Here is a 24,906-nt window from a genome sequence, read left to right on the forward strand (position 1 = left end):
CGTCACCGGCTACGCGACCGCGGGCCGGGACCAGCTCGGTGTCGTCCCCGTCAACCGGCACAGGGCCAGGTACAGCGGGATCGGCGGGGTGTACGGGACGGTGCCCGTGGGCCGGTGGATGAGGCCGGGGACCGCCGGGGCGTCCGGAACTACCGCCCCGGCGGCGTACTGCGTGGGCGCCGGCCACTCGAGTGCGTAGTCGGAGTCGGACGGGACGAGCCACCACCAGTGCGTGTCATCGGCGTACACGCACCCCGCGCGGGGCAGCCGCGGCAGCACCAGCGGGCCGAGGCGGGCGGGTATCCGCACCGCGTCGCAGCCCAGTGGCGCCGTCATGCCCTCGGGCACGGCGAGTCGCCGGGGTGTGGTCGGTGCGTCGAGTCCCCGCCCGAGGCGGACCAGCGTGTCCAGGCTCAGCGCCCGGCCGCCGGACGCAGCCCTCACCGCCATGCGCCTCCCGTCCCGTGCCGTCCGTGTGCGTCCGTCTCGTCGTCGCCCTCGCCGCCGGCCGGGCCCGGCTTGGGGCGGGCTCCCCAGCCCAGGTCGTTGCACGGTCCGCAGTCGTGCCCGGGGTCCCGGGGAACGGCCTTGCGCGGAAGCTCGGCCCAGACCAGCAGGCCCGGCCCGTGCTCATGAGCACCCCAGGCGTCACAGAGCGCGTCGATGAGGAGCAATCCCCTCCCGTGCTCCTCCTCGGGCCGTGCCCGCAACGGATGGGGTTCACCAGGCGCGCAGCCCTCGTCACGCACGGCTATGCGTACCAGGTCGTCGCCGTCGTGCAGCTCGCAGACTATGCGGCTGCTCGCCGTGTGCACGAGGGCGTTGGTGACCAGCTCCGAGATCACCAGAGCGGCGGTGTCGCAGATGTCCTCGCACACCGACCAGACGTCGAGCCGCGCCTTGGCCAGGCGTCTGGCCTGCGCGGGAGAGCCCGGATGTGCGGCCAGCTCGAACCGGAACCGGCGCTCGGCAGGGGCCTTGTCGGAGGCCACCGCCGCGGCGGCGCCGAGACCGGGCAGGCCTGCGGCAGCGTCTGTTCCTAAGGGCGCGGACGGAATCACGCTTGCCACTATCGCCCCGCCGTGAACACTTGGCAAGTGTCACTCTGAAAAATGCAGAGTGCTGTGTGACTCGGTGAAATGCCGTGGCACACTGCTCGCAACAGCACCTTGAGCGGCGCCAATTGGGATCGACGGAGATCCGCACAGATCTTCGAATAGGTCTTCGAATGGCGCCGTATGGCTGTAAGCATGCAAGTGAGGCGGGCCCGGCACCCGGCACCGCCCTGCCAGGGACGACAGGTCGAACGCGACGTGGTGGAGGTGGAGCGTGAGTGAACCGCGGTCCGCGCCCACGGTCGGGCAGGTCGTCCTCGGCCGCCGTCTGCTGGACCTGCGCGAGCGCGCCGGTCTCAAGCGTGAGGAGGCCGCCCGCGTCCTGCGCGTCGCCCCGGCCACGGTCCGCCGCATGGAGATGGCCGAGGTCGGTCTCAAGATCCCCTACCTCCAGCTGCTCCTGAAGTCCTACGGCGTCTCGGACGAGGAGGCCGAGGCCTTCGTGCGGCTGGCCGAGGAGGCCAACAAGCCCGGCTGGTGGCAGCGCTTCCACGACATCCTGCCGGGCTGGTTCTCCATGTACGTCAGCCTGGAGGGCGCGGCCTCGCTCATCCGCTCCTACGACCCGCACTTCGTCCCCGGGCTGCTCCAGACCGAGGACTACGCGCGCGGGGTGCTCAGATCGGGTGCGATCGGCCAGACCAGACCCGAAGACATCGAGCGCCATGTCGACCTGCGCATACAACGCCAGGAACTGCTCACCCGTCCTGACGCGCCCCGATTCTGGGCGGTCATGGACGAGACCGCGATGAGCCGCCCGGCCGGCGGCCCGGAGGTGATGCGTGCTCAGATCGACCGGTTGCTCGAGGCCACGGAGCTGCCCAACGTGACGCTGCAGGTCGCGCCCTTCACCAACGGGCCGCACCCCGGCACGTACGGGCCCTTCGTGCTGTTCCGATTTGCCATGTCAGAACTGCCGGACATGGTCTACAGCGAGTACCTGACCGGCGCCGTCTACCTCGACGCGCGCTCGGAGGTGGCGACCCACCTCGAGGTCATGGACCGCATGGCGGCGCAGGCCGCTACGGCACATCGCACGAAGGAGATCCTCCGGGATCTCCGCAAGGAGCTGTGAATGGATCGCAACAAGCCGCGCACACACGTCTACAACGGCATGCCCTCGCGGGAACTGGGCAGCGAGGGGTGGCACAAGCCGTGGAGCGGCGGCAACGGCGGCAACTGCCTGGAGGCGATGAAGCTCGCCGACGGACGGATCGCCGTCCGCCAGTCCACCGACCCGGACGGGCCGGCGCTGATCTACACGACCGACGAGATGACGGCCTTCATCGAGGGCGCCAAGGCGGGGGAGGCCGACTTCCTGCTGTCCTGAGCCTTGTTGCCCGTTGCCCTTGGTCCCGTCGAATCCCTTGTGCTGACACTAAGTTGATCCTTGTTCGTGGCAGAGCCACCGAAGTGGCGGAGCGTCCCCTGTGGCGGAGCGTCCCACGTCGCGGAGAGTCCGCGGGGGCAGCGCTTCAGTAGCTGCGCCGTCGGTGCTCACACCGTCATCGGGCGGTCGAACGGCCCGATCGGCGACGGCAGTTGCGAGCTGCCCGTCAGATGCCGGTCGACGGCCGCCGCGACCGCCCGGCCCTCCGCGATCGCCCACACGATCAGCGACTGGCCGCGCGCCGCGTCCCCGGCCGCGAACACGCCCGGCACGTTGGTCGCGAAGGAGGCGTCCCGGGTGATCGTGCCGCGCGGCTCCATCGCCAGTCCGAGCTGGTCGACGAGCCCGTCCGCGCGGTCGGGTCCGGAGAAGCCGAGCGCGAGCAGCACGAGGTCGGCGGGGAGTGTCCGTTCGGTGCCCTGCCGCGGACTGCGCGCCGCGTCCACCTCGACCAGGTGGAGCGAGCGCACACGCCCCTGCGCGTCGCCCTCGAAGCGGAGAGTGGACGCCGCGAACAACCGCGCGTCCGCGTCCGCCGCCGGAGCCGTCCGCAGCTCCCGGGCCTCCTCATGGGCGGCGGAGAGCCGGTAGATCTTCGGGTACGTCGGCCAGGGCTCGGCGTCGTCGTCGCGGTCGGAGCCGGGCTGGGCGTAGATGTCCAACTGCGTGACGGACGCCGCCTGTTCACGCACCGCGGTGCCCAGGCAGTCCGCCCCGGTGTCGCCGCCGCCGACGATGACGACGTGCTTCCCGGCGGCGGACATCGGGGAACGGTCCAGGTCCCCCTCCCGCACCCGGTTGGCCAGCGGCAGATACTCCATCGCCTGCTGGACGCCGGCCAGCTCCCTTCCCGGAACGGGCAGTTCACGCCAGGCCGTCGCCCCCGTGGCGATCACCAGGGCGTCGTACCGCGCTCTCAGCTCCGCCGCCCCGACATCCGCCCCGACCGCCGTCGCCGTACGGAACTTCGTCCCCTCGGCCCGCATCTGTTCCAGCCGCCGGTCCAGATGGTGCTTCTCCATCTTGAACGCGGGGATGCCGTACCGCATCAGCCCGCCGAGCCGGTCGTCCTTCTCGTACACGGCGACCGTGTGCCCCGCCCGGGTCAGCTGCTGTGCCGCCGCGAGCCCCGTGGGGCCGGAGCCGACCACCGCCACGGTGCGCCCGGACAGCCGGTCCGGCGGCCGCGGCGGCACGAACCCCAGCTCCCAGGACCGGTCGGCGACGGCGACCTCGACGTTCTTGATGGTGACCGCGGGCTGGTTGATCGCGAGCACGCAGCCCGCCTCGCACGGCGCGGGACACAACCGGCCGGTGAACTCGGGGAAGTTGTTGGTGGCGTGCAGCCGGTCCGCCGCCGCCCGCCAGTCGTCCCGGCTGACCAGGTCGTTCCACTCGGGGATCAGATTGCCGAGCGGACAGGCGTCGTGGCAGAACGGGATGCCGCAGTCCATGCAGCGGTCGGCCTGCTTGCCGACGATGGGCAGCAGCGCCCCCGGGACATGGACCTCGTCCCAGTCCCGGACCCGCTCCTCGACCGGCCGGCGAGGCCATTCCCGGCGAGGCGTGGACATGAATCCCTTGGGATCGCCCATGGCCGTCTTCCTTGCACCCACATGCGGTGAGCCGGCGTCGTCGACGGCGCCCTTTCGGCCACGATACGACGCCCCGGCCACCTGCGCAGAGGGGGACGACCAGCGCTTTTCCCGGGGTCAGGTGAGGGCGATGACGTACGCCGCCGCCGAGCAGGCCGAGGCGGCCGTACGGACGTGGTTCCAGAACATCCACTCGCGCACGTACGTCGGCCAGTACGCGGCGGCCTCCGGGGTGCCCGGGTCCAGCCTGGCCAGCGCGTCGTTGCGCGGCACGTTCGCGACCATGGTCACGCCGAAGGAGCCGAACAGGTACAGGGCGCTGCCCAGCAGCAGCGCCACCCGTCCGTCGCCGGGCCAGAGCACGAAGGTCACCACCGCGAGCACGGCGCACAGCACCGCCGACCCCATGAACACGATCATGAACGCGGGCATCACCGCGGTCACGTTGATCGCGTTCATCGCGGCGACGCCCTGCGCCGGCGGGAGCGAGGCGAGGCCCCTCATCACGAACGTCGAGAACCCGCAGAACACCCCCGCGACCAGGCCGGTTCCGAGCACACCCAGTACCGTCAGCCAGAGATACGGTCCATCGATCATGTCGTCAACTCCCCCGTAGAGCCGAGATCCTGCCCGGCGCCTCCCGTCACCTCAAGGAAAAATCCGTACGGGCACGGTGACCATGGCCGAAGACCGCGCACGCATGCGCGAGCGTCCAGGCGGTCTCGTCGGAGGCGTCCCCGGGGAGACCTCCGCCGGTGCCGCCACCGGTGCGGGATCCGCTCGGTGCCCGTCGTCCGGTTCCCGTTCCTCAACCGACCTCCGCCCTTCCCGATCGCCATGCCCGCAGCACCGTCTCCACCCCCGGCCCGATCCGCCGCCGGGCCTCGTGCCGCGGCACCCCGCTCATCAGCAACTGGTCGTACGGCGTGTCCAGATGCCGTACGGACGCCACGACCGCCGAGATCACGGCGTCCCCGGACAGGGCGCGCCCGGCCGCGCTCCGGCCCACCCGCCCGCTGCCCCGGACCGAGGCGTGCGCCGCGATGGCCTCGGCCCGCTCCGCCGGGCACCCGGGAAACAGCCGGCGGATCTCCGCCGCGAACGCCTCCGCGAACCGCACGTCCCGCGCCGCCCGCCGCCGTGCGTCCCGCGCCCGGCGCCGCCGCCGCGCCTCCGCGTCGGCGAGGCAGCGCTCCTCGGCCCGGGCGAGTCCCGCCTCCTCCACCAGGACGCCCTGCCGCTCGTACCGTCCCTTGCGTCTGTCGAACCGCACCACGATCGCCGACAGCGTGCTCTCCTCCCGCGACCGCCGCGTCAGCGCGGTGTCGCCGCGCGGCAGGAACACCAGATGCCCCAGGTCGGCGCAGTCGACACACCGGGGCACCCCGTCCTCGATCACGAACAGGGCCGGCGGCCCGCCGTGACACTCCGCGCAGTGCCGTCTCCTGAGCGGCTGGAAGACGACAAGCCCGGTGCGGAACGGGGGAGTTGCCAGACGTGCCATACGTGTCTCATTCCCCCGACGGGACTCGGACCACCGCGGATCCGGGCCCGTGCGCAGCCCGGGGCCGGGCCGGCGCATGATGGCCGTGTGCGACTCGAAGCGATCACCTGGGACCGGCTCGGCGACCTCCTCGCCGAGCGACTGCTCGACGTCGAGCCGGCCGACGGCGGGCCCTGGACCCGCGTCGCCTTCGACGGAGCCCCGGCGGCGCGCCCCGGAGACCTCGCCGAGCGGGTCGCCGAGGCCCTGCGTGTGCGCGGTCGCCCCTCGCTGACCGTGGGCGCGGAGGGGTTCCTGCGGCCCGCCTCCGTGCGCCTCGAGTACGGCCGCCAGGACGTCGACGCCTACTACGACGGCCGGCTGGACACCGGCGCCCTGTGGCGCGAGGTCTTCGGCCCCCTCGAACCCGGCGGCGACGGACGCGTCCTGCCCGACCTGTGGGACCCGGTCACCGACCGCGCCACCCGCAGTCCCTACGTCCGACTCCCGCCCGGTGGGCTGCTGTTGCTGCACGGTCCCCTCCTGCTGCGGCACTGGTTCCCCTTCGACCTGACCGTCCACGTCCTGCTCTCACCCGGCGCGCTGCGGCGCCGCACCCCCGAGGCCGACCACTGGACGCTGCCGGCCTTCGAGCGGTACACCGACGAGACCGATCCGGCGGGCTCGGCCGACGTGCTGGTGCGGGCGGACGATCCGCGGCACCCGGCGTGGAGAGCCTGACGGCACACCGCTTCCACATGTACGCGCATGTAGGTGTGCCGGGCTCCAGGACGACCTCCTCGAACGGGCCGGTCACGTTCCGACGCCCTGTCCGCGCGCCGAGCGACGGGTAGCCGGTCCGGGGCGGCCTGCCGGCTCGGGCGGCCTCTCCGCATGAACCGGTCTCGTCGTGCCGGACGTCTGTTACCGCGGAGTTCCGGGTGCATCGGGCGGGCCGCGCCAGGAGAATGAGGGGCGCCGGGACTAGCGGTGCGTCCTGTGCCGCGCCGGCCGTCCGGCATCGGGAGGTACTCCATGACCACTGCCGGAGACATCATGCACCGTGGTGCCCAGTGGATCCCCGCCCACGAGACGCTGGACCGCGCGGCCCAGCTGATGCGCGAGCTGAACGTCGGGGCCCTGCCCATCAGCGACGAGAACGAGCGGCTGTGCGGCATCCTCACCGACCGCGACATCGTCGTCGGCTGTGTGGCCATGGGCCACGACCCCGCCAGGATCACCGCCGGCGAGATGGCCCACGGCACCCCGCGCTGGATCGACTCGGGCGCCGACGTCGGCGACGTGCTCCGGGAGATGCAGGACCACCAGATCCGCCGGCTCCCGGTCATCGAGAACAAGCGGCTGGTCGGCATGATCAGCGAGGCCGACCTGGCCCAGCATCTGACGGAGGACCAGATCGCCGACTTCGCGCACAGCGTCTACGCCAGGACGACGACGGGCTGAGGCGACCGGCCCGCCGGGACGGGTCCGCCGGGGCGGCCCGCCGGGTCCCCTCACAACCAGCCGTTGCGTCTGAAGCCGCGGTGGAGCGCCAGGCACGCGATGGATATGACGCCGAGGACGAGGGGGTAGCCGAACGTCCAGTGCAGCTCCGGCATGTGATCGAAGTTCATGCCGTAGACACCGCACACCATCGTGGGCACGGCGATCACCGCGGCCCAGGCCGTGATCTTCCGCATGTCCTCGTTCTGCGCGACCGTGACCTGCGCGAGGTGCGCCTGCAGGATCGAGTTGAGCAGTTCGTCGAAGGCGGCGATCTGGTCCCTGGCCCGCATCAGATGGTCGAGGACGTCCCGGAAGTACGTCTGTATCTCCGGGCTCACCACCCGGATCGGCCGGGTGGCGAGCTCCTCGACCGGACGGCCGAGGGGGACGACGGCCCGCTTCAGCTCCAGCAGCTCCCGCTTCAGCTGGTAGATCCGGCCCGGATCGGCCCGCGCGCCGTTCTCCGCGAACACGTCCATCTCGACCTGGTCGATGTCCGCCTGGACCGCGTCGGTCACCTGCAGATAGTCGTCCACCACATGGTCGGCGACCGCGTGCAGCACCGCCGCCGGCCCCTTCGCGAGCTGCTGCCGGTCCGACTCCAGCTCCTCGCGCAGCGGGCCCAGCGAGCCGTGCCTGCCGTGCCGGACCGTGATCACGAAGTCCTCGCCGGTGAACACCATGATCTCGCCGGTGTTCACCACCTCGCTCGTGGAGGTCAGCTCCTCGTGCTCGACGTAGCAGACGGTCTTGAACACCGCGAACAGCGTCTCGCCGTAGCGCTCCAGCTTGGGGCGCTGATGGGCCTCGACCGCGTCCTCCACCGCCAGCGGATGCAGGTCGAAGAGTTCCGCGATGCCCGCGAACTCCTGGTCCGTCGGTTCGTGCAGACCCAGCCACACGAACCCGTCGCCGTTCCTCCGCACGCGCTTCACGGCGTCGACCAGGTCGCCGCCGGCCGGCCCGCGCACACCGTCCCGGTACGTCACGCAGTTCACCACCGAGGAACCCAGCGGGGAACGGGACGGGTGGCTCAGGTCGACGCGGGGGCGCCGCCGGGCCAGCCGTGCCACCCTGCGGAGGTGACCCACCTTGCCCAGGTGCGTGACCTTCCGCAGATTCCCTGCCATGGACATCTCGATCTCCTCGGGTGGATCTCCGGGGCCGAAACTCGGTCGGCGGTCCGCCCTGCCCGGACGAATCGCCTGGTTGTGCCGTGGCCAGCCAGTGTGCCAGTTCCGCGCACAGGGCGGATGAGGCTGTGGGAACAGGGCATTCCGTCTTGTTCCCGCCTGTGGACGAAGGATTCCCGGCGGCTCACGGCACGCCCCCGACTGGGATGATCACGGCATGAGCGATGCCGACGGATACCTCCTCGACAACCGGCAGACCGAGGCGCAGGAGCGCTTCGACGCCTTCACCGCCCTCTTCGACCCCACGACCTTCCGGCATCTGGAAGGGCTCGGCATCGGCTCCGGCCGGCGCTGCTGGGAGGTCGGCGCCGGCGGCACCTCCGTGGTGTCCTGGCTGGCCGGGAAGGTGGGTCCGGGCGGGGAGGTCGTCGCCACCGACATCGACACCTCGCTGCTCACCGCGGTCGCCCGCCCGCCGGTGAGCGTGCGCGTCCACGACGTGGCCGCCGAGGAACCCCCTGGTGAGGGCTTCGACCTGGTGCACGCCCGTCTGGTCCTCGTTCATGTACCCGACCGGGAGCGGGCCTTGCGGTCGATGATCGACGCCCTGCGCCCCGGCGGCGTGCTCCTCGTCGAGGACGCCGACCCCGCCCTGCAGCCCCTGACCTGCCCCGACGAGCACGGCCCCGAGCAGGAACTCGCCAACCGCCTGCGCCGCGGCTTCCGCCGGCTGCTCGCCGGCCGGGGCGCCGACCTCTCCTACGGCCGTCGCCTGCCGCGCCTGCTGCGCGAGGCCGGGATGACCGACGTACGGGCCGACGTGTACTTCCCGCTCGCCTCGCCGGCCTGCGCCGCCCTGGAATCGGCCACCGTCCGCCAGATCCGCGGCCGGCTCGTCACCGCGGGCATCGCCACGGACGAGGACATCGACCGCCACCTGGCGAACGTCGCGGCCGGCGGGATGGACCTCGCGACGGCCCCGATGATCTCGGCATGGGGCCGCAAGCCGTAGCACCGGCCGGAGCGGCGGCCGTCCCTCCGGCCGGCCCCTTGCGGCCCGCGGGAGATCACATCAGCCTGAAGAACATGACCGACAACACGACGCGCCTCGACCATGTCGTCCTGTGGGTGCGCGACCCGGTCGCCTCGGCCGACTTCTACGAGAAGGCGGTCGGCCTGCGGTCGCTGAGGCTCACCGAGTTCTCCGCGGGGGAGGTGTCCTTCCCCTCGGTCCGGATCAACGACGAGACCATCATCGACCTCATGCCGCACTCCATGGCACCGGGCATGACGATGGTCCCCGGTGCCGCCGAGAGCGCGGGCCACCCGGTCAACCACGTCTGCCTGGCCCTGCCCGGCGCGGAGTTCGACGCCCTGCACGGCCGCCTCGGGGAACACGCCGTCCCCGTCTCCGGCTTCTCCTACGACTCCTACGGCGCCCGCGGGAAGGCCCGGCGCAGCTTCTACTTCCGCGACCCGGACGGAAACGTCTTCGAGGCCCGGCACTACGACTGAGAGCTGTCGCCGCACGGCCGGACCGTGGGTGCCCGCGCGCGTATCCGCGGGCACCCACGGTCCCCGTCTCCGCTCTGCCTCGTTCCTCCGGTTCCCCGGCTCAGACGGGGCGCACGCCGCTCAGCGCGCCGTGCGGATCGAGCACGTACTTGCGGCTGGCGCCCTGGTCGAACTCGGCGTAGCCGCGCGGTGCGTCGTCCAGGCCGATGACGGTCGCGTTGACCGCCTTGGCGATGTGCACGCGCTCGTGCAGGATCGCCATCATCAGGCCCCGGTGGTACTTCATCACCGGGCACTGTCCCGTCGTGAAGTGGTGGCTCTTGGCCCAGCCCAGGCCGAGCCGGACCTTGAGCGTCCCGGACTTGGCGTCCTGGTCGACCCCGCCGGGGTCGTCCGTGACGTACAGGCCGGGGATGCCCAGGGCGCCGCCCGCGCGCGTGACGCCCATCAGGGAGTTGAGCACCGTCGCCGGTGCCTCCGGGGCGTCCTTGCCGTGCGCCCGCGCCTCGAAGCCGACCGCGTCGACCGCCGCGTCCACCTCGGGGACCCCGAGGATCTGCACCAGCTGGTCCTCGACGCTGCCCTGCGAGACGTCGACGGTCTCGCACCCGAAGCTCCGCGCCTGGGCGAGGCGTTCGGGGTTCAGGTCGCCGACGACGACCACGGCGGCGCCCAGCAGCTGCGCCGACGCCGCGGCGGCGAGACCGACCGGGCCCGCCCCGGCGACGTACACCGTGGACCCGACACCGGCGCCCGAGCTCACCACGCCGTGGAAGCCGGTCGGGAAGATGTCCGACAGCATCGTCAGGTCGAGCAGCTTCTCGCGCGCCTCGTCCCGGTCCGGGAACTTCAGCACGTTGAAGTCCGCGTACGGGATCATCGCGTACTCGGCCTGGCCGCCGACCCAGCCGCCCATGTCGACGTACCCGTAGGCCGCGCCGGGGCGGGCCGGGTTGACGTTCAGGCAGATGCCGGTCGCGCGTTCCTTGCAGTTGCGGCACCGCCCGCAGGCGATGTTGAACGGTACGGAGACGATGTCGCCGACTTCGACGAACTCGACGTCGGGCCCCCTCTCGACGACCTCTCCGGTGATCTCGTGTCCGAGGACCAGCCCCTCGGGTGCGGTCGTCCGGCCGCGCACCATGTGCTGGTCACTTCCGCAGATGTTGCTGGCGAGCACTTTGAGGATCACACCGTGCCGGCACTTCCGGCCGACATTCTGCGGCGCCACCCCCGGCCCGTCCTGGAGTTCAAGCGTGGGGTGATCGATGGTCCTGACTTCCACCGTGCCCGGCTTGAGATAAGCGACTGCCCTGTTTCCGGTCATGCGTGATCGCCGTCCCTTCGGCTCCGACTCCTCGGATGCCAGTGGCTGTGCGCATGGCGGAGTCTGCTACCGCCTTCGCCGGACGACCACCCTTCTCGCACCCCTCAGAAGAGAGGCTCGGGCAGCACGCCCTCCAGAGCGAGCAGCTTGCGCTTCGTCTCCAGCCCGCCCCCGAAGCCGCCGATGCCCCCGTCGCTCTCCACCACCCGGTGGCAGGGCACCACGACCGGCAGCGGATTGGACCCCATCGCCGTCCCGACCGCCTGGGCGGCGCCCGGCTGCCCCACCCGGCCGGCCAGATCGCCGTAGCCGACGACCGCGCCGTACGGGACGCCGGCGGCCAGTTCCCGCAGCACCTGCCGGTTGAAGCCGGAGGTCAGCGACCAGTCCAGCGGCAGCTCGAAGGCCTGCCGCCGGCCGCTGAAGTACGATCCGACCTGCCGTATCGCCTCGGCCAGCAGCGGGGAGCCGGGAGCCTCGACGGGCTCCGCGCCCAGCCGGGACGCGAGCCGGGCGAGCGCCTTGTCGCGCACCGCGTCGGTGGCGTGGAAGACGACGTTGACCAGGCCCTCCCGGGTCGCGGCCAGCAGCAGCGGACCGATCCCGGTACCGACCACGGCCCACACGACCTGCTGCTCGTACTGCCCATCGCTGTCCATGCGCCCACCGTACGACCCGCCACCGACAACGCCCGGCGGAGCGGGCGTCAGGGGGCCCGCAGCGCGGTCCGGACCACGTCCGGCTTGTCGCTGATGACGCCGTCGACGCCGTAGCCGGCGGCCTGGCGGGCGGTGTCCGCGTCGTCGACGGTCCAGGCGAAGACGGTGAGCGGCCTGCCGTGCGGCCCCGCGACCGCGTGCACGGCGGCGACGTAGTCCCTGGAGATCGAACCGTGGGACGGATTGATCCCGTCGCAGAAGCCCGCGTACGCGGGCAGGTCCGCGACGTGCGGCGCGCCGAGGAGGGCCGTCCTGACGGCGGGCGCGAGGCCGTGCACGATCCGCAGGCTGTCCGCGCCGAAGCTCTGCACGACCAGCCGGCCCGCCAGGTGCTGCCGGTCGAGCCAGCCCTCGTCGCCGAGGACCTTCAGGATCTGCCGCTCGATGCCCGGGTACAGCTCGGGGTTCTTGATCTCCAGCAGCAGCTTCTGGTGGTTGTGCCCGACACGGCGCATGTACCGCGTCAGCGTCGGCACGCGCGTGCCCGCGAACCGGGGCGCGAACCAGCTGCCCGCGTCCAGGCGCGCGATCTCCGCCGCGGTGAAGTCCTTCACCTTCCAGGGCGCCCGGTGGGGGAAGACGTCCTTCACATTCGTCGTCCGCACCAGGCTGTCGTCGTGGATGACCACGAGCTCGCCGTCCCTGGTCCGCTGCACGTCGTTCTCGACCCAGGAGACGCCCAGCTCGGCCGCCCTGTCGATGGCGGCCAGCGTGTTCTCGGGCGCCTGGGCGGAGGCCCCCCGGTGGCCGACGACCACCGGCCGCGCGGCGACGGCGCCCGCCCGGGCGTGGGAAACCGTCGCGGGGGAACCTGCCCTGGCGCCGGAACCGGGCACCAGCAGGGCGGCCGTCCCCAGGAGAGCGGTGGTGACGGCGGCGACAGCGCGCGCGTACATGCGTACCCCTCACGTCGGTCCATCACGGACAGATCAACTGTGACAGCAGAGCGCGAACGGTGCCGGAGTACGGAATGGCCACACATCGAACGGTGTTGCCCAGGTCCGCTCACCGGTGCCGCACAACTGGGTCAACGACGTGTTTCTTTGCCGGAATATCGTTCGACCATTCCGGTGGGGGCCATACTCTCTGCCTCAACCCTGACCGCTCCTGCGGTCCTGGGAGGGGGCGCATTTCAGGGATTCACGGGACGAAGAGGGCGGAAGGGCAGCCGCGCATGCGAGGCACGGTCGACGGATTCACCTACGGACTCGTCACACCGGTGGTGGCCTATCTCATGGCCTGCCTCGGTGGCGCCCTCGGCCTGCGCTGCACCACCAGACCCATGCTCGTGGCGCAGTCCTGGCGCCCCGGCTGGCTCGCGCTCGGCGCGGTGGCCATCGGCTCCGGCATATGGACCATGCACTTCGTGGCCATGATGGGCTTCACGGTCAAGGAGACGCCGATCCACTACGACAAGGCGCTGACGTTCGCCAGCCTCGGCGTCGCCATCGTGATGGTGGGCGTCGGGATCTTCATCGTCGGCTACCGCGGCGCCAGGGGAGCGGCCCTGTTCACCGGCGGCACGATCACCGGCCTGGGCGTCGCCTCGATGCACTACCTGGGCATGGCCGGAATACGCCTGAACGGAACGCTGGAGTACAACACCCTGACCGTCGCCGCCTCGGTCGTCATCGCCATGGTCGCCGCGACGGCCGCCCTGTGGGCTGCCGGGCAGGTCAGAGGGTTCGCGTGGAGCGTGGGCGCGAGCCTGGTCATGGGACTGGCCGTCAGCGGCATGCACTACACGGGCATGGCGGCCCTCAGCGTCCACCTCCACCACACGGGCGCCCCCGTCGGGGGCGCCTCGCCCGCCGAAATGCTGTGGCCCATGCTGATCGGCCCGCTCGCGTTCCTGGTTCTCGCCGGTGTGGTCGTGATGTTCGACCCGATGATGGTCGCGGGCCGGCCGGTCGTGACGCCGGTCCAGAACAAGCCGGGCGTCCCGGCCCATCCGGAGGTCCGCCACCAGCCCCACCACGCGCCGCCGCGCCCGGTCCGGCTCTCGGGCCGACGCCGCTCCCGCACCCCGCAGAGCCGCTGACCGGACCGCGTTGTCAGTGCCGGGTCGTACGGTTGGTTCCATGCGGCCCGTTTCCAACATCGAACGCACGGTGGCGCCCTTCGAGGTCGTCAGCCCCTACCAGCCCAGCGGCGACCAGCCTCAGGCCATCGCCGACCTCGCCCGGCGCATCCAGGCGGGCGAGAAGGACGTGGTGCTGCTCGGCGCGACCGGCACCGGCAAGTCCGCCACCACCGCGTGGATGATCGAGAAGCTCCAGCGCCCCACACTCGTGATGGCGCCGAACAAGACCCTGGCCGCCCAGCTGGCGAACGAGTTCCGCGAGCTCCTGCCCAACAACGCGGTCGAGTACTTCGTCTCGTACTACGACTACTACCAGCCCGAGGCCTACGTCCCGCAGTCGGACACCTACATCGAGAAGGACTCCTCGATCAACGAGGAGGTCGAGCGGCTGCGCCACTCCGCGACCAACTCGCTGCTCACCCGCCGCGACGTCGTCGTGGTCGCCTCGGTGTCCTGCATCTACGGCCTCGGCACCCCGCAGGAGTACGTCGACCGCATGGTCCCGCTCAGGGTCGGCGACGAGGTGGACCGGGACCAGCTGCTGCGCCGCTTCGTCGACATCCAGTACACGCGCAACGACCTGGCGTTCACCCGGGGCACCTTCCGCGTCCGCGGCGACACCATCGAGATCTTCCCGGTCTACGAGGAGCTGGCCGTCCGCATCGAGATGTTCGGCGACGAGATCGAGGCCCTGTCCACCCTGCATCCGCTCACCGGCGAGATCATCAGCGACGACCAGCACCTGTACGTCTTCCCGGCCTCCCACTACGTCGCGGGACCCGAGCGCATGGAGCGGGCGGTCAACGACATCGAGAAGGAACTCGGCGAGCGCCTGGCAGAGCTGGAGAAGCAGGGCAAGCTCCTGGAGGCGCAGCGCCTGCGGATGCGGACGACGTACGACCTGGAGATGCTCCGCCAGATCGGCTCCTGCTCCGGCGTGGAGAACTACTCCATGCACTTCGACGGCCGCCTGCCCGGCTCCCCGCCGAACACCCTGCTCGACTACTTCCCGGACGACTTCCTGCTCGTCATCGACGAGTCGCACAACACGGTCCCGCAGATCGGCGCCATGTACGAGGGCGACGCCTCCCGCAAGCGCACTCTCGTCGACCACGGATTCCGCCTGCCCTCCGCCCTCGACAACCGCCCGCTGAAGTGGGAGGAGTTCCAGGAGCGCATCGGGCAGACGGTCTACCTGTCGGCGACCCCCGGCAAGTACGAGCTCTCCCGCGCGGACGGCGTCGTCGAGCAGATCATCCGGCCCACCGGCCTCGTCGACCCCGAGGTCGTCGTCAAGCCCACCGAGGGCCAGATCGACGACCTGGTGCACGAGATCCGCACGCGCACCGAGAAGGACGAGCGCGTCCTGGTCACCACGCTCACCAAGAAGATGGCCGAGGACCTCACCGACTACTTCCTGGAGCTCGGCATCCAGGTGCGCTACCTGCACAGCGACGTCGACACCCTGCGCCGCGTCGAGCTGCTGCGGGAGCTGCGCTCCGGCGAGTTCGACGTCCTGGTCGGCATCAACCTGCTGCGTGAGGGCCTCGACCTGCCCGAGGTGTCCCTCGTGGCGATCCTGGACGCCGACAAGGAGGGCTTCCTGCGCTCCGGCACGTCCCTGATCCAGACCATCGGCCGCGCCGCGCGCAACGTCTCCGGCCAGGTCCACATGTACGCCGACAAGATCACCCCGGCGATGGAGAAGGCCATCGACGAGACCAACCGCCGCCGGGAGAAGCAGGTCGCCTACAACACCGAGCGGGGCATCGACCCCCAGCCGCTCCGCAAGAAGATCAACGACATCGTCGCCCAGATCGCCCGCGAGGACGTCGACACCGAGCAGCTGCTCGGCTCCGGCTACCGCAAGTCCAAGGACGGCAAGGGCGCCAAGGCACCCGTACCCGCCCTCCGCGGCAAGGCGGTCGGCGGCGCCAGGGGCGCCAAGGGCAAGGCCGAGGAGCCGGTCCCGACCGACCGTCCCGCGGCGGAACTCGCCGACCAGATCGAGGAGATGACGGCGCGGATGCGTGCCGCCGCCGCCGACCTCCAGTTCGAGATCGCGGCCCGGCTGCGTGACGAGATCTCGGAGATGAAGAAGGAACTGCGCCAGATGCGGGAGGCGGGCCTGGCCTGACCGCCCGCCGACCACAGGACTCCGCCCCGTGTCTGCTGTGTTGCAAGACCGACACAAAGCACGGGTCGGGGTTCGTCACTGTCGGTGGCCCTGCGTAGGGTTCTCGACAACCGCGGTATCGCGGCAACAGGGGACAGCTCGAAAGGGGAATCAGCGCGTGACCGTCAACATGACAAAGGGTCAGGCCATCAGTCTGCAGAAGAACGACGGGGGCAGCCTGACCGCGGTGCGCATGGGTCTCGGCTGGCAGGCGGCTCCCCGGCGCGGCCTGTTCGGCTCGCGCACCCGGGAGATCGACCTGGACGCCTCCGCCGTGCTGTTCGCGGACAAGCAGCCGGTCGACGTCGTCTTCTTCCGTCATCTGGTGAGCGACGACGGCTCCGTGCGCCACACCGGTGACAACCTCGTCGGCGGTGCCGGACAGGGCGGCGACGACGAGGCGATCCTCGTCGACCTCGCGCGTGTCCCGGTCCACATCGACCAGATCGTCTTCACCGTGAACTCCTTCACGGGCCAGACGTTCCAGGAGGTGCAGAACGCGTTCTGCCGCCTGGTCGACGAGACCAACGGCCAGGAGCTGGCCCGCTACACGCTGGCGGGCGGCGGCGCCTACACCGCCCAGATCATGGCCAAGGTGCACCGCTCGGGCTCCGGCTGGACGATGACGGCCCTCGGCACCCCGGCCAACGGCCGCACCTTCCAGGACCTGATGCCGACGATCCTGCCGCACCTCTAGGGCCTGTTGCGCCGGGGCCCGTCCGCGCGACGGGCCCCGGCGCTCACGACACCACACATCAGCGACACAGGGGGACGAGCGCGATGACGGCCGAGCTGGTGCGGGGACAGAACCACCCGCTCTCCCGGGCCCGTCTCGAGATCCGGATCTCGGCCGGCACCCCGATCGTCGCCTCGGCCACGCTCGGCGACGCGGACGGCAGGGCGCGCGACGCCGCATGGGTGGCCCACCCCGGCGCGCCCACCCTGCCGGGGCTGGAGGTCTCCAAGCAGGCGGCCGCCGACCACCGTCTCGCGGTGGATCTGGACGTCATGCCGGAGGCCGTCCACCGCGTCAACGTGCTGCTCGCCCTGCCCGCGGGCTCCGGCGGCCCGGTCCGCTTCGGCGCGGTGGCCGCCCCCTTCGTCGCGGTCACCGGTCTCGACGGCGCCGAGGTCGCCAGCTACACGATCACCGGTCTCGACGCCGAGTCGGCCGTCGTCGCCCTGGAGCTCTACCGCCGTCAGGGCGCCTGGAAGGTCCGCGCCGTGGGCCAGGGATACGCCGGCGGCCTCGCCGAACTCCTCACCGACCAGGGCCTGTCCGAGGCACACCAGCTCGCGGGCACCATCAACGACGCCGTGGCCCACGGCCAGGCGCGCTCGGTCCCCGCGCCCCCGCAGCGGGCGTCGGACGGCGACCGCACACGCCGTACCGCCGCACCGGCGCTCGGCCCCGACCAGGGCGGCCCCACGCGCCAGGGCACCCCCGGGCCGGCCGGCCCGCAGCCCTCGTCCCCGTACGAACCGCAGGGGACCCGGCCGGAACCCTCCACCGGGCCGGTCGACCCCTCCGCGGTCACCCGGCCGGCCACACCCACCACCGGCGGCCCGGTCGACTACAGCCACCCGGGCCGGCAGACCTCCGCACCGCCGCCGCCCCCGCCGACCGCGCCCGCGGGCCCGCCGGGGCAGCCCGCGCAGCCCGTCGCAGGCGACGCGACCGGCTGGTCCATGGACGAGCGGCTGTACAACCAGGTCTGGGGCATGTTCGAGGACCTGGCCCGCACCACCGCCGCGTACCGCAGCGCCGTCGACTTCGCCGAGTCGCGCAGGGAGAAGGAGCTGGACCAGGTCCTCTCCGACCCCCGCAGCAGGATCGGCGGGCAGGGCGACGCCGCGCGCGAGGCGGCCCGCGCCAAGTACCTGCGGCTGGTCGACCAGGCCAGGGAAGCGCTCGACCGGGATCTCGCGCAGCTCGGCGCGGAGTCGGACGTCGTCGAGCCCGCGCTGCCGCCCGCGTACGCGCGCTGGGACAACCCCGTCTGGCACGGCTACCGGGTGCCGATGGAGATCCCCATGGCCGTGCGCGTGGGCGATCTCCGGCTGCCCGAGAGCGAGTCGCTGCGCATCCCGATGCTGGTCCGCCTGCCGCTGGAGCGCGGCCTGTGGATCGACGGCGGCCGCACCGCCCATCTGGGCGACGCGGGCCCGGACGCCCACGCGCTGCGGCACCTCGCGATGGAGACCGCCGTGGCGCTGGCGGCCCGGCTGCTCGCGGTCTATCCGGCGGGCGAGTTCGCCGTGCACGTGGTCGACCCGGCCGGCTCCGGGGCCCAGGCGCTCGTGCCGCTGGTGCGGACCGGCGTGCTCGCGGCGCCGCCCGCTCTGGGCGCGGCGGGCGTTTCGGACGTCCTGACGCGACTCACCCAGCGGGTCGACCTGGTGCAGATGGCGGTGCGCGGCGGGGCGGCCGACTCGCTGCCGCCGGGCCTGGACACCGCCGAGCAGCTCCTGGTCGTCAACGACTTCCCGCACGGATTCGACGACCGTGCGGTGAACCAGCTGCGTTACCTCGCGGACGAGGGCCCGGCCGTCGGGGTCCATCTGATGCTGGTCGCGGACCGTGAGGAGGCCGCCGGTTACGGGCCTTTGCTCGACCCGCTGTGGCGTTCGCTGCTGCGACTCACTCCGGTGCCCGACCATCATCTGGCCGACCCGTGGGTCGGCCACGCCTGGACGTACGAGCCGCCGCTGGTGCCGCCCGGCAGCCAGGTGCTCCAGCAGGTGCTCACCCAGGTCGCGACTGCTCGCACCAAGTACAGGTAAAGAGCCCTGAGCAGGGTATTTGATGCTTCTCTTGCTCATCGCTTTACCTTTTCTTGGTGATTGGGGTACTGTTTTCCTCACGGAGGGGAGTACTCCCTGTCTGCTGCGGCGCACCCGTCAGTACGGATCAGCCGGATCCCGGGGCGCCGGCCCGGGGCCCGCGCCTGGGTGGAAGAGACCTCCGGTAGCGACGACGCCGACATTTGCCGTTACATACCGCCGGAGGCGCAGTGGAAGTTTCCGTGACCCTGTGGGTCCTCACCGTCGTGGGCCTGGCGGCCCTGATCGCCGTCGACTTCTTCATCGGCCGCAAGCCGCACGACGTGTCCATCAAGGAAGCCGGAATCTGGACCGCCGTCTGGATCGCCCTCGCCGGGCTCTTCGGCCTCGGCCTGCTCGTCCTCGGCGGCGGCGAGGCCGGCGGCGAGTTCTTCGCCGGCTTCATCACCGAGAAGTCGCTGAGCGTCGACAACCTCTTCGTCTTCGTCCTGATCATGGCGAAGTTCGCGGTCCCCTCGCAGTACCAGCAGCGGGTCCTGCTCGTGGGCGTCCTCATAGCCCTGGTCCTGCGGGCGGTCTTCATCGCCGCGGGCGCCGCGATCCTCGCGAGCTTCTCATGGGTGTTCTACCTCTTCGGCGCCTTCCTGATCTGGACCGCCTGGAAGCTCGTCCAGGAGGCCCGGGCCGACGAGGAGGACGCGGAGTTCGAGGAGAACAAGCTGCTCAAGGCCGCCGAGCGCAGATTCGGCGTGGCCGACCGCTACCACGGCACCAAGCTGTGGATCCAGGAGAACGGCCGGCGGGTCATGACCCCGATGCTGGTCGTGATGCTGGCCATCGGCACCACCGACGTGCTCTTCGCGCTCGACTCGATCCCCGCGATCTTCGGCCTGACCCAGGACCCGTACATCGTGTTCACCGCCAACGCCTTCGCGCTGATGGGTCTGCGGCAGCTGTACTTCCTCATCGGCGGCCTGCTGCGGAAGCTGGTCCACCTCAGCTACGGCCTGTCGATCATCCTGGGCTTCATCGGCGTGAAGCTGGTGCTGCACGCCCTGCACGAGTCCGGGGTGCACGTACCGGAGATCTCCATACCGGTCTCCCTCGGCGTCATCTGCTCCGTCCTGATCGTCACCACGATCACCAGCCTGCGGGCGTCCCGGAAGCAGGCGGCCGACGAGGCGGCGCGGGCGGAGAGCGAAAGCGCTGCGAAGGACAGCATCCGGACCTGACGACGACCGGCGTAGAAACAACCACCACCGGGAGGGGTGCGCTCCGAATTGCCGACGACCGCTCCCGGTGCTTCGTTGGGGGGACGGCGCTTCCGCTCGGGGAGCGCCCAGGCCGGGGGAGGCACCCGTGGACGCACCCATGAAGTTCGTGCAGATCGTGGACTTCGAGACCGACCGGCTCGACGAGATGCGCGCCCTGTCCGAGGAGATGGACAAGAAGTTCGCCGGCCGCAGCGGCGGACCGACGCACCGTCTCGTCCTGCGTGACCGCAACACGCCGGGCCGCTGTCTCGTCGTGATCGAGTTCGACTCCTACGAGGAGGCCATGCGCAACAGCAACGACCCCGAGACGACGAAGATGGCGGAGCGCATGGCCGCGCTGTGCACCAGGCCGCCGTCCTTCACCGACTGCGACGTGCTCGAGACGACCGAGATCAAGTGAGGTTCGCGGGCCCCGCACACCGGCCGGGGTCCCGGCCGCGGCCGGCCCGGGGCCGGGTCCGGCCGACCGGAGTGCGGGGCCCGGGCGCCTCTGCGACGATCACTTCATGATCGCTCGGCTGAGGTCGCTCACGACACAGTGGACGTCGAGTGTCCCGGTGCTGGCGATCGTCCTCCTCGTCTTCACCTGGGGCCGCGATCTGCCCGGTGCCGTCGTCGTCCTGGTGACGCTGGTTCTCGCCGGCGCCGTGCTGGCCGCCGTGCACCACGCCGAGGTGGTCGCCCACCGCGTCGGCGAGCCCTTCGGCTCCCTCGTGCTGGCCGTCGCCGTCACGGTGATCGAGGTCGCGCTGATCGTCACCCTCATGGCAGACGGCGGCGGCAAGAGCTCGACGCTGGCCCGGGACACCGTCTTCGCCGCCGTCATGATCACGTGCAACGGCATCGTCGGCATCTGCCTGCTCGCCGCCTCCCTGCGCCACGGAACGGCGGTCTTCAACCCCGAGGGCACGGGCGCCGCCCTCGCGACCGTCGCCACCCTGGCCACGCTCAGCCTGGTGCTGCCGACGTTCACCACGAGCAAGCCCGGCCCGGAGTTCTCAGGGGTCCAGCTCACCTTCGCCGCGCTCTCCTCGCTGATCCTCTACGGCCTCTTCGTCGCGACCCAGACCGTGCGGCACCGCGACTACTTCCTGCCGATCACCCGCCAGGGCGAGGTGATCACGGCGGACGACCACGCCGACGGACCCTCCGCCCGTGCCGCCCGGATCAGCCTCGGCCTGCTGCTCCTGGCGCTGATCGGCGTGGTCGGGCTGGCGAAGGGCGTGTCGCCCACGATCGAGTCCGCAGTGGAGGCGGCCGGGCTGCACCAAGCCGTCGTCGGTGTGGTCATCGCCCTTCTGGTGCTGCTCCCGGAGACCATCGCCGCCCTGCGCTCCGCCCGCCGCGACCGGGTGCAGACCAGCCTGAACCTCGCCCTCGGCTCCGCCATGGCCAGCATCGGCCTGACCATCCCCGCGGTCGCCCTGGCCTCCATCTGGCTCTCCGGACCGCTCGTCCTCGGCCTCGGCTCCGTACACATGGTGCTGCTCGCGCTGACCGTGGTGGTGGCCTCGCTGACCGTGGTGCCGGGCCGGGCCACACCGCTCCAGGGCGGGGTCCATCTGGTGCTCTTCGCCGCCTATCTGGAGCTGGCGATCAATCCGTGACCGCCTCCGGGACGGCGGCCGGCACCGGCCGCGTCTCGGGCAGCAGGGCGAAGCAGCCCAGGCTCAGCAGCGCGATCCCCGTCAGATACGCCCCCACGCCCCACGGCACCCGGCCGCCCTGCCCGGCGAGCGCCGTCGCCGCGATCGGCGTGAGCGCGCCCCCGAGCACCCCGCCGAGGTTGTAGCCGACAGCGGCTCCCGTGCAGCGCACCCGCGGCTCGTACAGCTCGGGCAGGTAGGCGGCGACCACCCCGAACATCGTGATGAAGGCGATCAGCGCGCCCAGGAAGCCGGTGAACATCAGCAGCGGTTCGCCCGTCGCGAGAAGGGCGACCGTCGGGAACATCCACAGCACGGCGGCACAGCAGCCGGCCAGGCACGTCGTCCGCCGCCCGTAGCGGTCCCCGAGCAGGGCGGACACGGGTGTGAGCGCACCCTTCACGCATACGGCGGCCATGATGCAGGTCAGCATGACGGTACGGCTCACCCCGAGCCGCTCGGTCCCGTAGGCGAGCGACCAGGTGGTGACGGTGTAGAAGATCGCGTAGCCGATGGCGAGGGCGCCGGCCGTCAGCAGGACGCGTCGCCAGTGCTCGCGCAGGACCTCCGCGAGCGGCACGCGCGCGTGCTCGCCGATCTCCAGGAAGCCGGGGCTCTCGGTGAGCGAGGACCGCAGCCACAGTCCGGCCGTCGCCAGTGCCCCGGCCGCCCAAAAGGGCACGCGCCAGCCCCACTCGGCGAACTGGGCGTCGGACAACGCGGCCGACAGCCCCAGCACCACACCGTTGGCGAGCAGGAACCCGGCGGCGGGTCCGATCTGCGGGAAGCTCGACCAGAGGGCGCGCCGTTCGGCGGGCGCGTGCTCGGCGGTGAGGAGGACCGCCCCGCCCCACTCGCCGCCGAGCCCGAGACCCTGGAGGAAACGCAGCACGAGAAGCAGCAGGGGAGCGGCCACACCGATCGACCCGTACGAGGGCACACAGCCGACGGCGACCGTGGAGGCGCCGGTCAGCAGCAGCGAGCCGACGAGGACCGGCCTGCGTCCGCGCCGGTCCCCGATGTGCCCGAACAGCACCGAGCCCAGCGGCCGCGCGAGGAAGCCCACGCCGAACGTCGCGAAGGCGGCGAGCGTCCCCGCCGCCGGCGAGAACGCCGGGAAGAACAGCGGCCCCAGCACCAGGGCCGCGGCGGTGCCGTAGACGAAGAAGTCGTAGAACTCGACGGCCGTCCCGGCGAGCGAGGCGGTCGCGAGCCGCAGCATGGAGGGTCCGGTCACGGGGCGTACGTCGTGCATGCCTGCGTCAACCACCCGGCGTGATCGCCGGTTACGGGGGCGCGCGGAGGTGATCGGGGCTCGTCAGTATGTGACGGTGATGCGCCGGGCGGGGCCGTCGACGCGGACGAAGCCGCCGTAGGGGATGACGAGTTGCGGATCGGTGTGGCCGAGGTCGACGTCGAAGACGATCATGGTCTCCGGGGCGTACGTCCGCAGGGCCCGCAGGACGGCCTCGCGCTGGCCGGCCGCGTAGTGTGCCGCTTCCTCCGGGCTGCTGGGGCGCTGGAGGGACCAGGTCCGCGCACGGCCCATCAGCAGGGCGGAGAAGCGCTGGAGCAGGCCGCGCTCGCCCATGTTGCGGAGGGTGCGGAAGACCTCGTCGGCGCTCGGCAGTTCCTCCGAGGTCTCCAGGAACAGCACACCCCCGTCGTACTCGGCCAGGTCGCGCGCGATCTCCCGGTCGGCCATCAGCAGCCAGCCCAGGATCTCCAGGTTGCCGCCCCAGGAGCGGCCCTCGATCGCCCGGCCGGCGTTCACCCAGGTCCAGCCGCCGCCCGGCCGGGACGGCGGTTCCCGGTCGAAGGTCGCGGGGTCCGTCCAGTCGCCGTTGACGTCGTTCCAGCGCTCGGCGGGCCGCAGTTCGTAGGGGCCCGGGGTGAACAGCGCGGCCCGCAGGGAGTCGGCGGTCAGCGGGTGCATGGCGCCCGGGCGGCCGAGCTCGCACATCACCGTCGCGCCGTGGAAGCCGACGATCCCGGCGTTGCGCAGGTACAGCAGCAGGTTGGTGTTGTCGCTCATGCCGAAGAACGGCTTCGGGTTGGACCGGATCAACTCCCGGTCCAGCAACGGCAGGACGGTGATCTGGTCGTCGCCGCCGATCGACGCGACGACGGCCTTCACGTCCGGGTCGGCGAACGCGGCGTGGATGTCGTCGGCCCGCTCCCGCGGCGTCGAACCCATCCGGCGCGTCGCCGGGTATTCGACCGGTTCGAGCCCGTACTCCGTGCGCAGCCGCTCCAGCCCGAGTTCGTACGGGCGCGGGAGAAGTCCCGGCAGGCCCGCGGAGGGCGAGACCACGGCCACACGGTCGCCGGGCGAGGGCTTGGGAGGGTACGAGATCGCCGTCATGCCGGGAGGGTACGGGCCGCGGTGGCGCGGATGCACCGTGATAAACCGGGTCCGGACAGCGGTCCCGACGGATCGCCGCAACCCACAGGACCGGAGGAACCGTGCCCCGCACCCTGGCCAACGCCCCGATCATGATTCTGAACGGGCCCAACCTGAACCTGCTCGGCCAGCGACAGCCGGAGATCTACGGCAAGGACACCCTCGCCGACGTCGAGGCCCTGTGCGCCAGGGCGGCGGCCGCGCACGGCGGCACGGTGGACCTCCGGCAGTCCAACCACGAGGGGCAGCTCGTCGACTGGATCCACGAGGCGCGGCTGAACCACTGCGGGATCGTGATCAACCCCGGCGCCTACTCCCACACGTCGGTCGCGATCCTGGACGCGCTCAACACCTGTGACGGTATGCCGGTGCTGGAGGTGCACATCTCCAACATCCATCAGCGCGAGTCCTTCCGGCACCACTCGTACGTCTCACTGCGCGCGGACGGCGTGATCGCCGGGTGCGGGGTGCAGGGGTACGTGTTCGGCGTGGAGCGCGTCGCCGCTCTGGCGGGGGCGGCACAGGCGGACGCGTAAGTCCCGTCGTCCGGGCGGGCGCCCCTTACGGCTGCCCTGCTCGGGCAACGCCGGGGCCGCCGGTCGAGGGCGGGGATCGAAAGACCGGCGGCCCATGCCGCGCAGGAGCCGTCATCCTGTGCGGGGCTGGTTCCAGTGGACTGCTCCTCCCGGTGTGCCGGGAGCGCGCACATGACCCCGGCGCGTGTGAACGCTTCACACGGGGCGCGTGCGCTGTGTG

The 24,906-nt window shown here is 71.5% G+C and carries 25 protein-coding genes; 14 read left to right on the forward strand and 11 right to left on the reverse strand.

Annotation, left to right across the window (positions count from 1 at the left end):
* Positions 1-9: 9 nt before the first annotated feature.
* Together ACIRPX_RS26265 and ACIRPX_RS26270 are read right to left on the reverse strand one after the other, a co-directional pair.
* Entirely contained in the window at positions 10-450 is a 441-nt protein-coding gene (locus ACIRPX_RS26265; RefSeq protein WP_404199219.1) for a hypothetical protein, read from the reverse strand.
* On the reverse strand, positions 441-1,070 hold the full coding sequence (locus ACIRPX_RS26270; protein ID WP_404199222.1) for an ATP-binding protein: 630 nt from the start codon (positions 1,068-1,070) through the stop codon (positions 441-443). Before ACIRPX_RS26270 ends, ACIRPX_RS26265 begins: the two co-directional genes overlap by 10 nt.
* A gap of 259 nt (positions 1,071-1,329) precedes the next feature.
* Here ACIRPX_RS26270 and ACIRPX_RS26275 point away from each other — a divergent pair, with 259 nt between their 5' ends.
* Together ACIRPX_RS26275 and ACIRPX_RS26280 are read left to right on the forward strand one after the other, a co-directional pair.
* Positions 1,330-2,190: a helix-turn-helix domain-containing protein gene (locus ACIRPX_RS26275; RefSeq protein WP_404199225.1), complete on the forward strand. Its 861-nt coding sequence runs from the start codon at positions 1,330-1,332 to the stop codon at positions 2,188-2,190.
* Positions 2,191-2,445, forward strand: a complete 255-nt coding sequence (locus ACIRPX_RS26280; RefSeq protein ID WP_404199228.1) for a DUF397 domain-containing protein — start codon at positions 2,191-2,193, stop codon at positions 2,443-2,445.
* A 167-nt stretch (positions 2,446-2,612) separates the two neighbouring features.
* On the opposite strand, the gene ACIRPX_RS26285 is transcribed toward ACIRPX_RS26280, so the two are convergent.
* The 3 genes from ACIRPX_RS26285 to ACIRPX_RS26295 form a co-directional block, all read right to left on the reverse strand.
* Complete coding sequence (locus ACIRPX_RS26285; RefSeq protein WP_404199231.1) at positions 2,613-4,100, reverse strand: glutamate synthase subunit beta; 1,488 nt, start codon at positions 4,098-4,100, stop codon at positions 2,613-2,615.
* 117 nt (positions 4,101-4,217) lie between these two features.
* Positions 4,218-4,697, reverse strand: a complete 480-nt coding sequence (locus ACIRPX_RS26290) for a DUF1772 domain-containing protein (protein ID WP_404199234.1) — start codon at positions 4,695-4,697, stop codon at positions 4,218-4,220.
* A 211-nt stretch (positions 4,698-4,908) separates the two neighbouring features.
* Positions 4,909-5,604 carry a DUF2293 domain-containing protein gene (locus ACIRPX_RS26295; protein ID WP_404199237.1) on the reverse strand — a complete coding sequence of 232 codons (696 nt, stop codon included), beginning with the start codon at positions 5,602-5,604 and terminating at the stop codon, positions 4,909-4,911.
* Positions 5,605-5,691: 87 nt separating this feature from the next.
* On the opposite strand from ACIRPX_RS26295, the gene ACIRPX_RS26300 reads away from it, so the two are divergent.
* Both ACIRPX_RS26300 and ACIRPX_RS26305 read left to right on the forward strand, forming a co-directional pair.
* The gene (locus ACIRPX_RS26300) at positions 5,692-6,324 is read left to right on the forward strand and encodes a uridine kinase (protein ID WP_404199240.1); all 633 of its coding nucleotides are present in this window, start codon (positions 5,692-5,694) and stop codon (positions 6,322-6,324) included.
* 294 nt (positions 6,325-6,618) lie between these two features.
* Entirely contained in the window at positions 6,619-7,047 is a 429-nt protein-coding gene (locus ACIRPX_RS26305) for a CBS domain-containing protein (RefSeq protein WP_384257942.1), read from the forward strand.
* A gap of 50 nt (positions 7,048-7,097) precedes the next feature.
* Here the strand turns inward: ACIRPX_RS26305 and ACIRPX_RS26310 are convergent, their stop codons facing one another.
* The gene (locus ACIRPX_RS26310; RefSeq protein WP_404199243.1) at positions 7,098-8,225 is read right to left on the reverse strand and encodes a magnesium and cobalt transport protein CorA; all 1,128 of its coding nucleotides are present in this window, start codon (positions 8,223-8,225) and stop codon (positions 7,098-7,100) included.
* Positions 8,226-8,439: 214 nt separating this feature from the next.
* Between ACIRPX_RS26310 and ACIRPX_RS26315 the strand changes: the two genes are divergently transcribed.
* Positions 8,440-9,234, forward strand: coding sequence for a methyltransferase (locus ACIRPX_RS26315; protein WP_404199246.1), 795 nt, complete (start codon positions 8,440-8,442; stop codon positions 9,232-9,234).
* 74 nt (positions 9,235-9,308) lie between these two features.
* Positions 9,309-9,737 (forward strand): VOC family protein, encoded by a 429-nt coding sequence (locus ACIRPX_RS26320; RefSeq protein ID WP_404199248.1) that lies wholly within the window; start codon positions 9,309-9,311, stop codon positions 9,735-9,737.
* A gap of 100 nt (positions 9,738-9,837) precedes the next feature.
* Here ACIRPX_RS26320 and fdhA read toward each other — a convergent pair whose 3' ends face one another.
* From fdhA to ACIRPX_RS26335, 3 genes are all read right to left on the reverse strand, one after another.
* A complete protein-coding gene (gene fdhA, locus ACIRPX_RS26325; protein ID WP_404199251.1) occupies positions 9,838-11,064 on the reverse strand; it encodes a formaldehyde dehydrogenase, glutathione-independent in 1,227 nt (408 codons plus the stop codon).
* A gap of 104 nt (positions 11,065-11,168) precedes the next feature.
* Positions 11,169-11,723, reverse strand: coding sequence for a methylated-DNA--[protein]-cysteine S-methyltransferase (locus tag ACIRPX_RS26330; protein WP_404199254.1), 555 nt, complete (start codon positions 11,721-11,723; stop codon positions 11,169-11,171).
* Between the two features lie 47 nt (positions 11,724-11,770).
* On the reverse strand, positions 11,771-12,679 hold the full coding sequence (locus ACIRPX_RS26335) for a glycerophosphodiester phosphodiesterase (RefSeq protein ID WP_404199257.1): 909 nt from the start codon (positions 12,677-12,679) through the stop codon (positions 11,771-11,773).
* Between the two features lie 278 nt (positions 12,680-12,957).
* Here ACIRPX_RS26335 and ACIRPX_RS26340 point away from each other — a divergent pair, with 278 nt between their 5' ends.
* The 7 genes from ACIRPX_RS26340 to ACIRPX_RS26370 all read left to right on the forward strand — a co-directional run bounded on the left by ACIRPX_RS26340 (position 12,958) and on the right by ACIRPX_RS26370 (position 21,707).
* The gene (locus ACIRPX_RS26340) at positions 12,958-13,824 is read left to right on the forward strand and encodes an MHYT domain-containing protein (protein ID WP_404199260.1); all 867 of its coding nucleotides are present in this window, start codon (positions 12,958-12,960) and stop codon (positions 13,822-13,824) included.
* A gap of 40 nt (positions 13,825-13,864) precedes the next feature.
* Positions 13,865-16,003, forward strand: a complete 2,139-nt coding sequence (gene uvrB, locus ACIRPX_RS26345) for an excinuclease ABC subunit UvrB (protein WP_404199262.1) — start codon at positions 13,865-13,867, stop codon at positions 16,001-16,003.
* A gap of 157 nt (positions 16,004-16,160) precedes the next feature.
* A complete protein-coding gene (locus tag ACIRPX_RS26350) occupies positions 16,161-16,739 on the forward strand; it encodes a TerD family protein (protein ID WP_404199265.1) in 579 nt (192 codons plus the stop codon).
* Positions 16,740-16,822: 83 nt separating this feature from the next.
* Positions 16,823-18,826: a TerD family protein gene (locus ACIRPX_RS26355; RefSeq protein WP_404199267.1), complete on the forward strand. Its 2,004-nt coding sequence runs from the start codon at positions 16,823-16,825 to the stop codon at positions 18,824-18,826.
* A 230-nt stretch (positions 18,827-19,056) separates the two neighbouring features.
* Complete coding sequence (locus ACIRPX_RS26360; protein ID WP_404199270.1) at positions 19,057-20,058, forward strand: TerC/Alx family metal homeostasis membrane protein; 1,002 nt, start codon at positions 19,057-19,059, stop codon at positions 20,056-20,058.
* A 127-nt stretch (positions 20,059-20,185) separates the two neighbouring features.
* Positions 20,186-20,500, forward strand: a complete 315-nt coding sequence (locus ACIRPX_RS26365; RefSeq protein ID WP_404199273.1) for a hypothetical protein — start codon at positions 20,186-20,188, stop codon at positions 20,498-20,500.
* A gap of 106 nt (positions 20,501-20,606) precedes the next feature.
* Entirely contained in the window at positions 20,607-21,707 is a 1,101-nt protein-coding gene (locus ACIRPX_RS26370; protein ID WP_404199276.1) for a calcium:proton antiporter, read from the forward strand.
* On the opposite strand, the gene ACIRPX_RS26375 is transcribed toward ACIRPX_RS26370, so the two are convergent.
* On the reverse strand, positions 21,697-23,001 hold the full coding sequence (locus ACIRPX_RS26375; RefSeq protein WP_404199279.1) for an MFS transporter: 1,305 nt from the start codon (positions 22,999-23,001) through the stop codon (positions 21,697-21,699). The two genes, ACIRPX_RS26370 and ACIRPX_RS26375, sit on opposite strands and share 11 nt — an antisense overlap.
* 63 nt (positions 23,002-23,064) lie before the next feature.
* Positions 23,065-24,111 (reverse strand): S66 peptidase family protein, encoded by a 1,047-nt coding sequence (locus ACIRPX_RS26380; RefSeq protein ID WP_404199282.1) that lies wholly within the window; start codon positions 24,109-24,111, stop codon positions 23,065-23,067.
* Positions 24,112-24,212: 101 nt separating this feature from the next.
* On the opposite strand from ACIRPX_RS26380, the gene aroQ reads away from it, so the two are divergent.
* Positions 24,213-24,686 (forward strand): type II 3-dehydroquinate dehydratase, encoded by a 474-nt coding sequence (aroQ, locus tag ACIRPX_RS26385; RefSeq protein WP_404199285.1) that lies wholly within the window; start codon positions 24,213-24,215, stop codon positions 24,684-24,686.
* The last annotated feature ends 220 nt before the right edge of the window (positions 24,687-24,906 follow it).

The sequence above is a fragment of the Streptomyces sp. NPDC101225 genome (assembly GCF_044767585.1).
GTDB lineage: Bacteria > Actinomycetota > Actinomycetes > Streptomycetales > Streptomycetaceae > Streptomyces.

Bases quoted from the DNA above. Each gene is read 5' to 3' on its own strand.
- ACIRPX_RS26265 (WP_404199219.1), bottom strand. From the start codon at position 450: ATGGCGGTGAGGGCTGCGTCCGGCGGCCGGGCGCTGAGCCTGGACACG.
- ACIRPX_RS26280 (WP_404199228.1), top strand. From the start codon at position 2,191: ATGGATCGCAACAAGCCGCGCACACACGTCTACAACGGCATGCCCTCG.
- ACIRPX_RS26285 (WP_404199231.1), bottom strand. From the start codon at position 4,100: ATGGGCGATCCCAAGGGATTCATGTCCACGCCTCGCCGGGAATGGCCT.
- ACIRPX_RS26290 (WP_404199234.1), bottom strand. From the start codon at position 4,697: ATGATCGATGGACCGTATCTCTGGCTGACGGTACTGGGTGTGCTCGGA.
- ACIRPX_RS26295 (WP_404199237.1), bottom strand. From the start codon at position 5,604: ATGGCACGTCTGGCAACTCCCCCGTTCCGCACCGGGCTTGTCGTCTTC.
- ACIRPX_RS26305 (WP_384257942.1), top strand. From the start codon at position 6,619: ATGACCACTGCCGGAGACATCATGCACCGTGGTGCCCAGTGGATCCCC.
- ACIRPX_RS26310 (WP_404199243.1), bottom strand. From the start codon at position 8,225: ATGTCCATGGCAGGGAATCTGCGGAAGGTCACGCACCTGGGCAAGGTG.
- ACIRPX_RS26315 (WP_404199246.1), top strand. From the start codon at position 8,440: ATGAGCGATGCCGACGGATACCTCCTCGACAACCGGCAGACCGAGGCG.
- ACIRPX_RS26320 (WP_404199248.1), top strand. From the start codon at position 9,309: ATGACCGACAACACGACGCGCCTCGACCATGTCGTCCTGTGGGTGCGC.
- fdhA (WP_404199251.1), bottom strand. From the start codon at position 11,064: ATGACCGGAAACAGGGCAGTCGCTTATCTCAAGCCGGGCACGGTGGAA.
- ACIRPX_RS26330 (WP_404199254.1), bottom strand. From the start codon at position 11,723: ATGGACAGCGATGGGCAGTACGAGCAGCAGGTCGTGTGGGCCGTGGTC.
- ACIRPX_RS26335 (WP_404199257.1), bottom strand. From the start codon at position 12,679: ATGTACGCGCGCGCTGTCGCCGCCGTCACCACCGCTCTCCTGGGGACG.
- ACIRPX_RS26340 (WP_404199260.1), top strand. From the start codon at position 12,958: ATGCGAGGCACGGTCGACGGATTCACCTACGGACTCGTCACACCGGTG.
- uvrB (WP_404199262.1), top strand. From the start codon at position 13,865: ATGCGGCCCGTTTCCAACATCGAACGCACGGTGGCGCCCTTCGAGGTC.
- ACIRPX_RS26355 (WP_404199267.1), top strand. From the start codon at position 16,823: ATGACGGCCGAGCTGGTGCGGGGACAGAACCACCCGCTCTCCCGGGCC.
- ACIRPX_RS26370 (WP_404199276.1), top strand. From the start codon at position 20,607: ATGATCGCTCGGCTGAGGTCGCTCACGACACAGTGGACGTCGAGTGTC.
- ACIRPX_RS26375 (WP_404199279.1), bottom strand. From the start codon at position 23,001: ATGCACGACGTACGCCCCGTGACCGGACCCTCCATGCTGCGGCTCGCG.
- ACIRPX_RS26380 (WP_404199282.1), bottom strand. From the start codon at position 24,111: ATGACGGCGATCTCGTACCCTCCCAAGCCCTCGCCCGGCGACCGTGTG.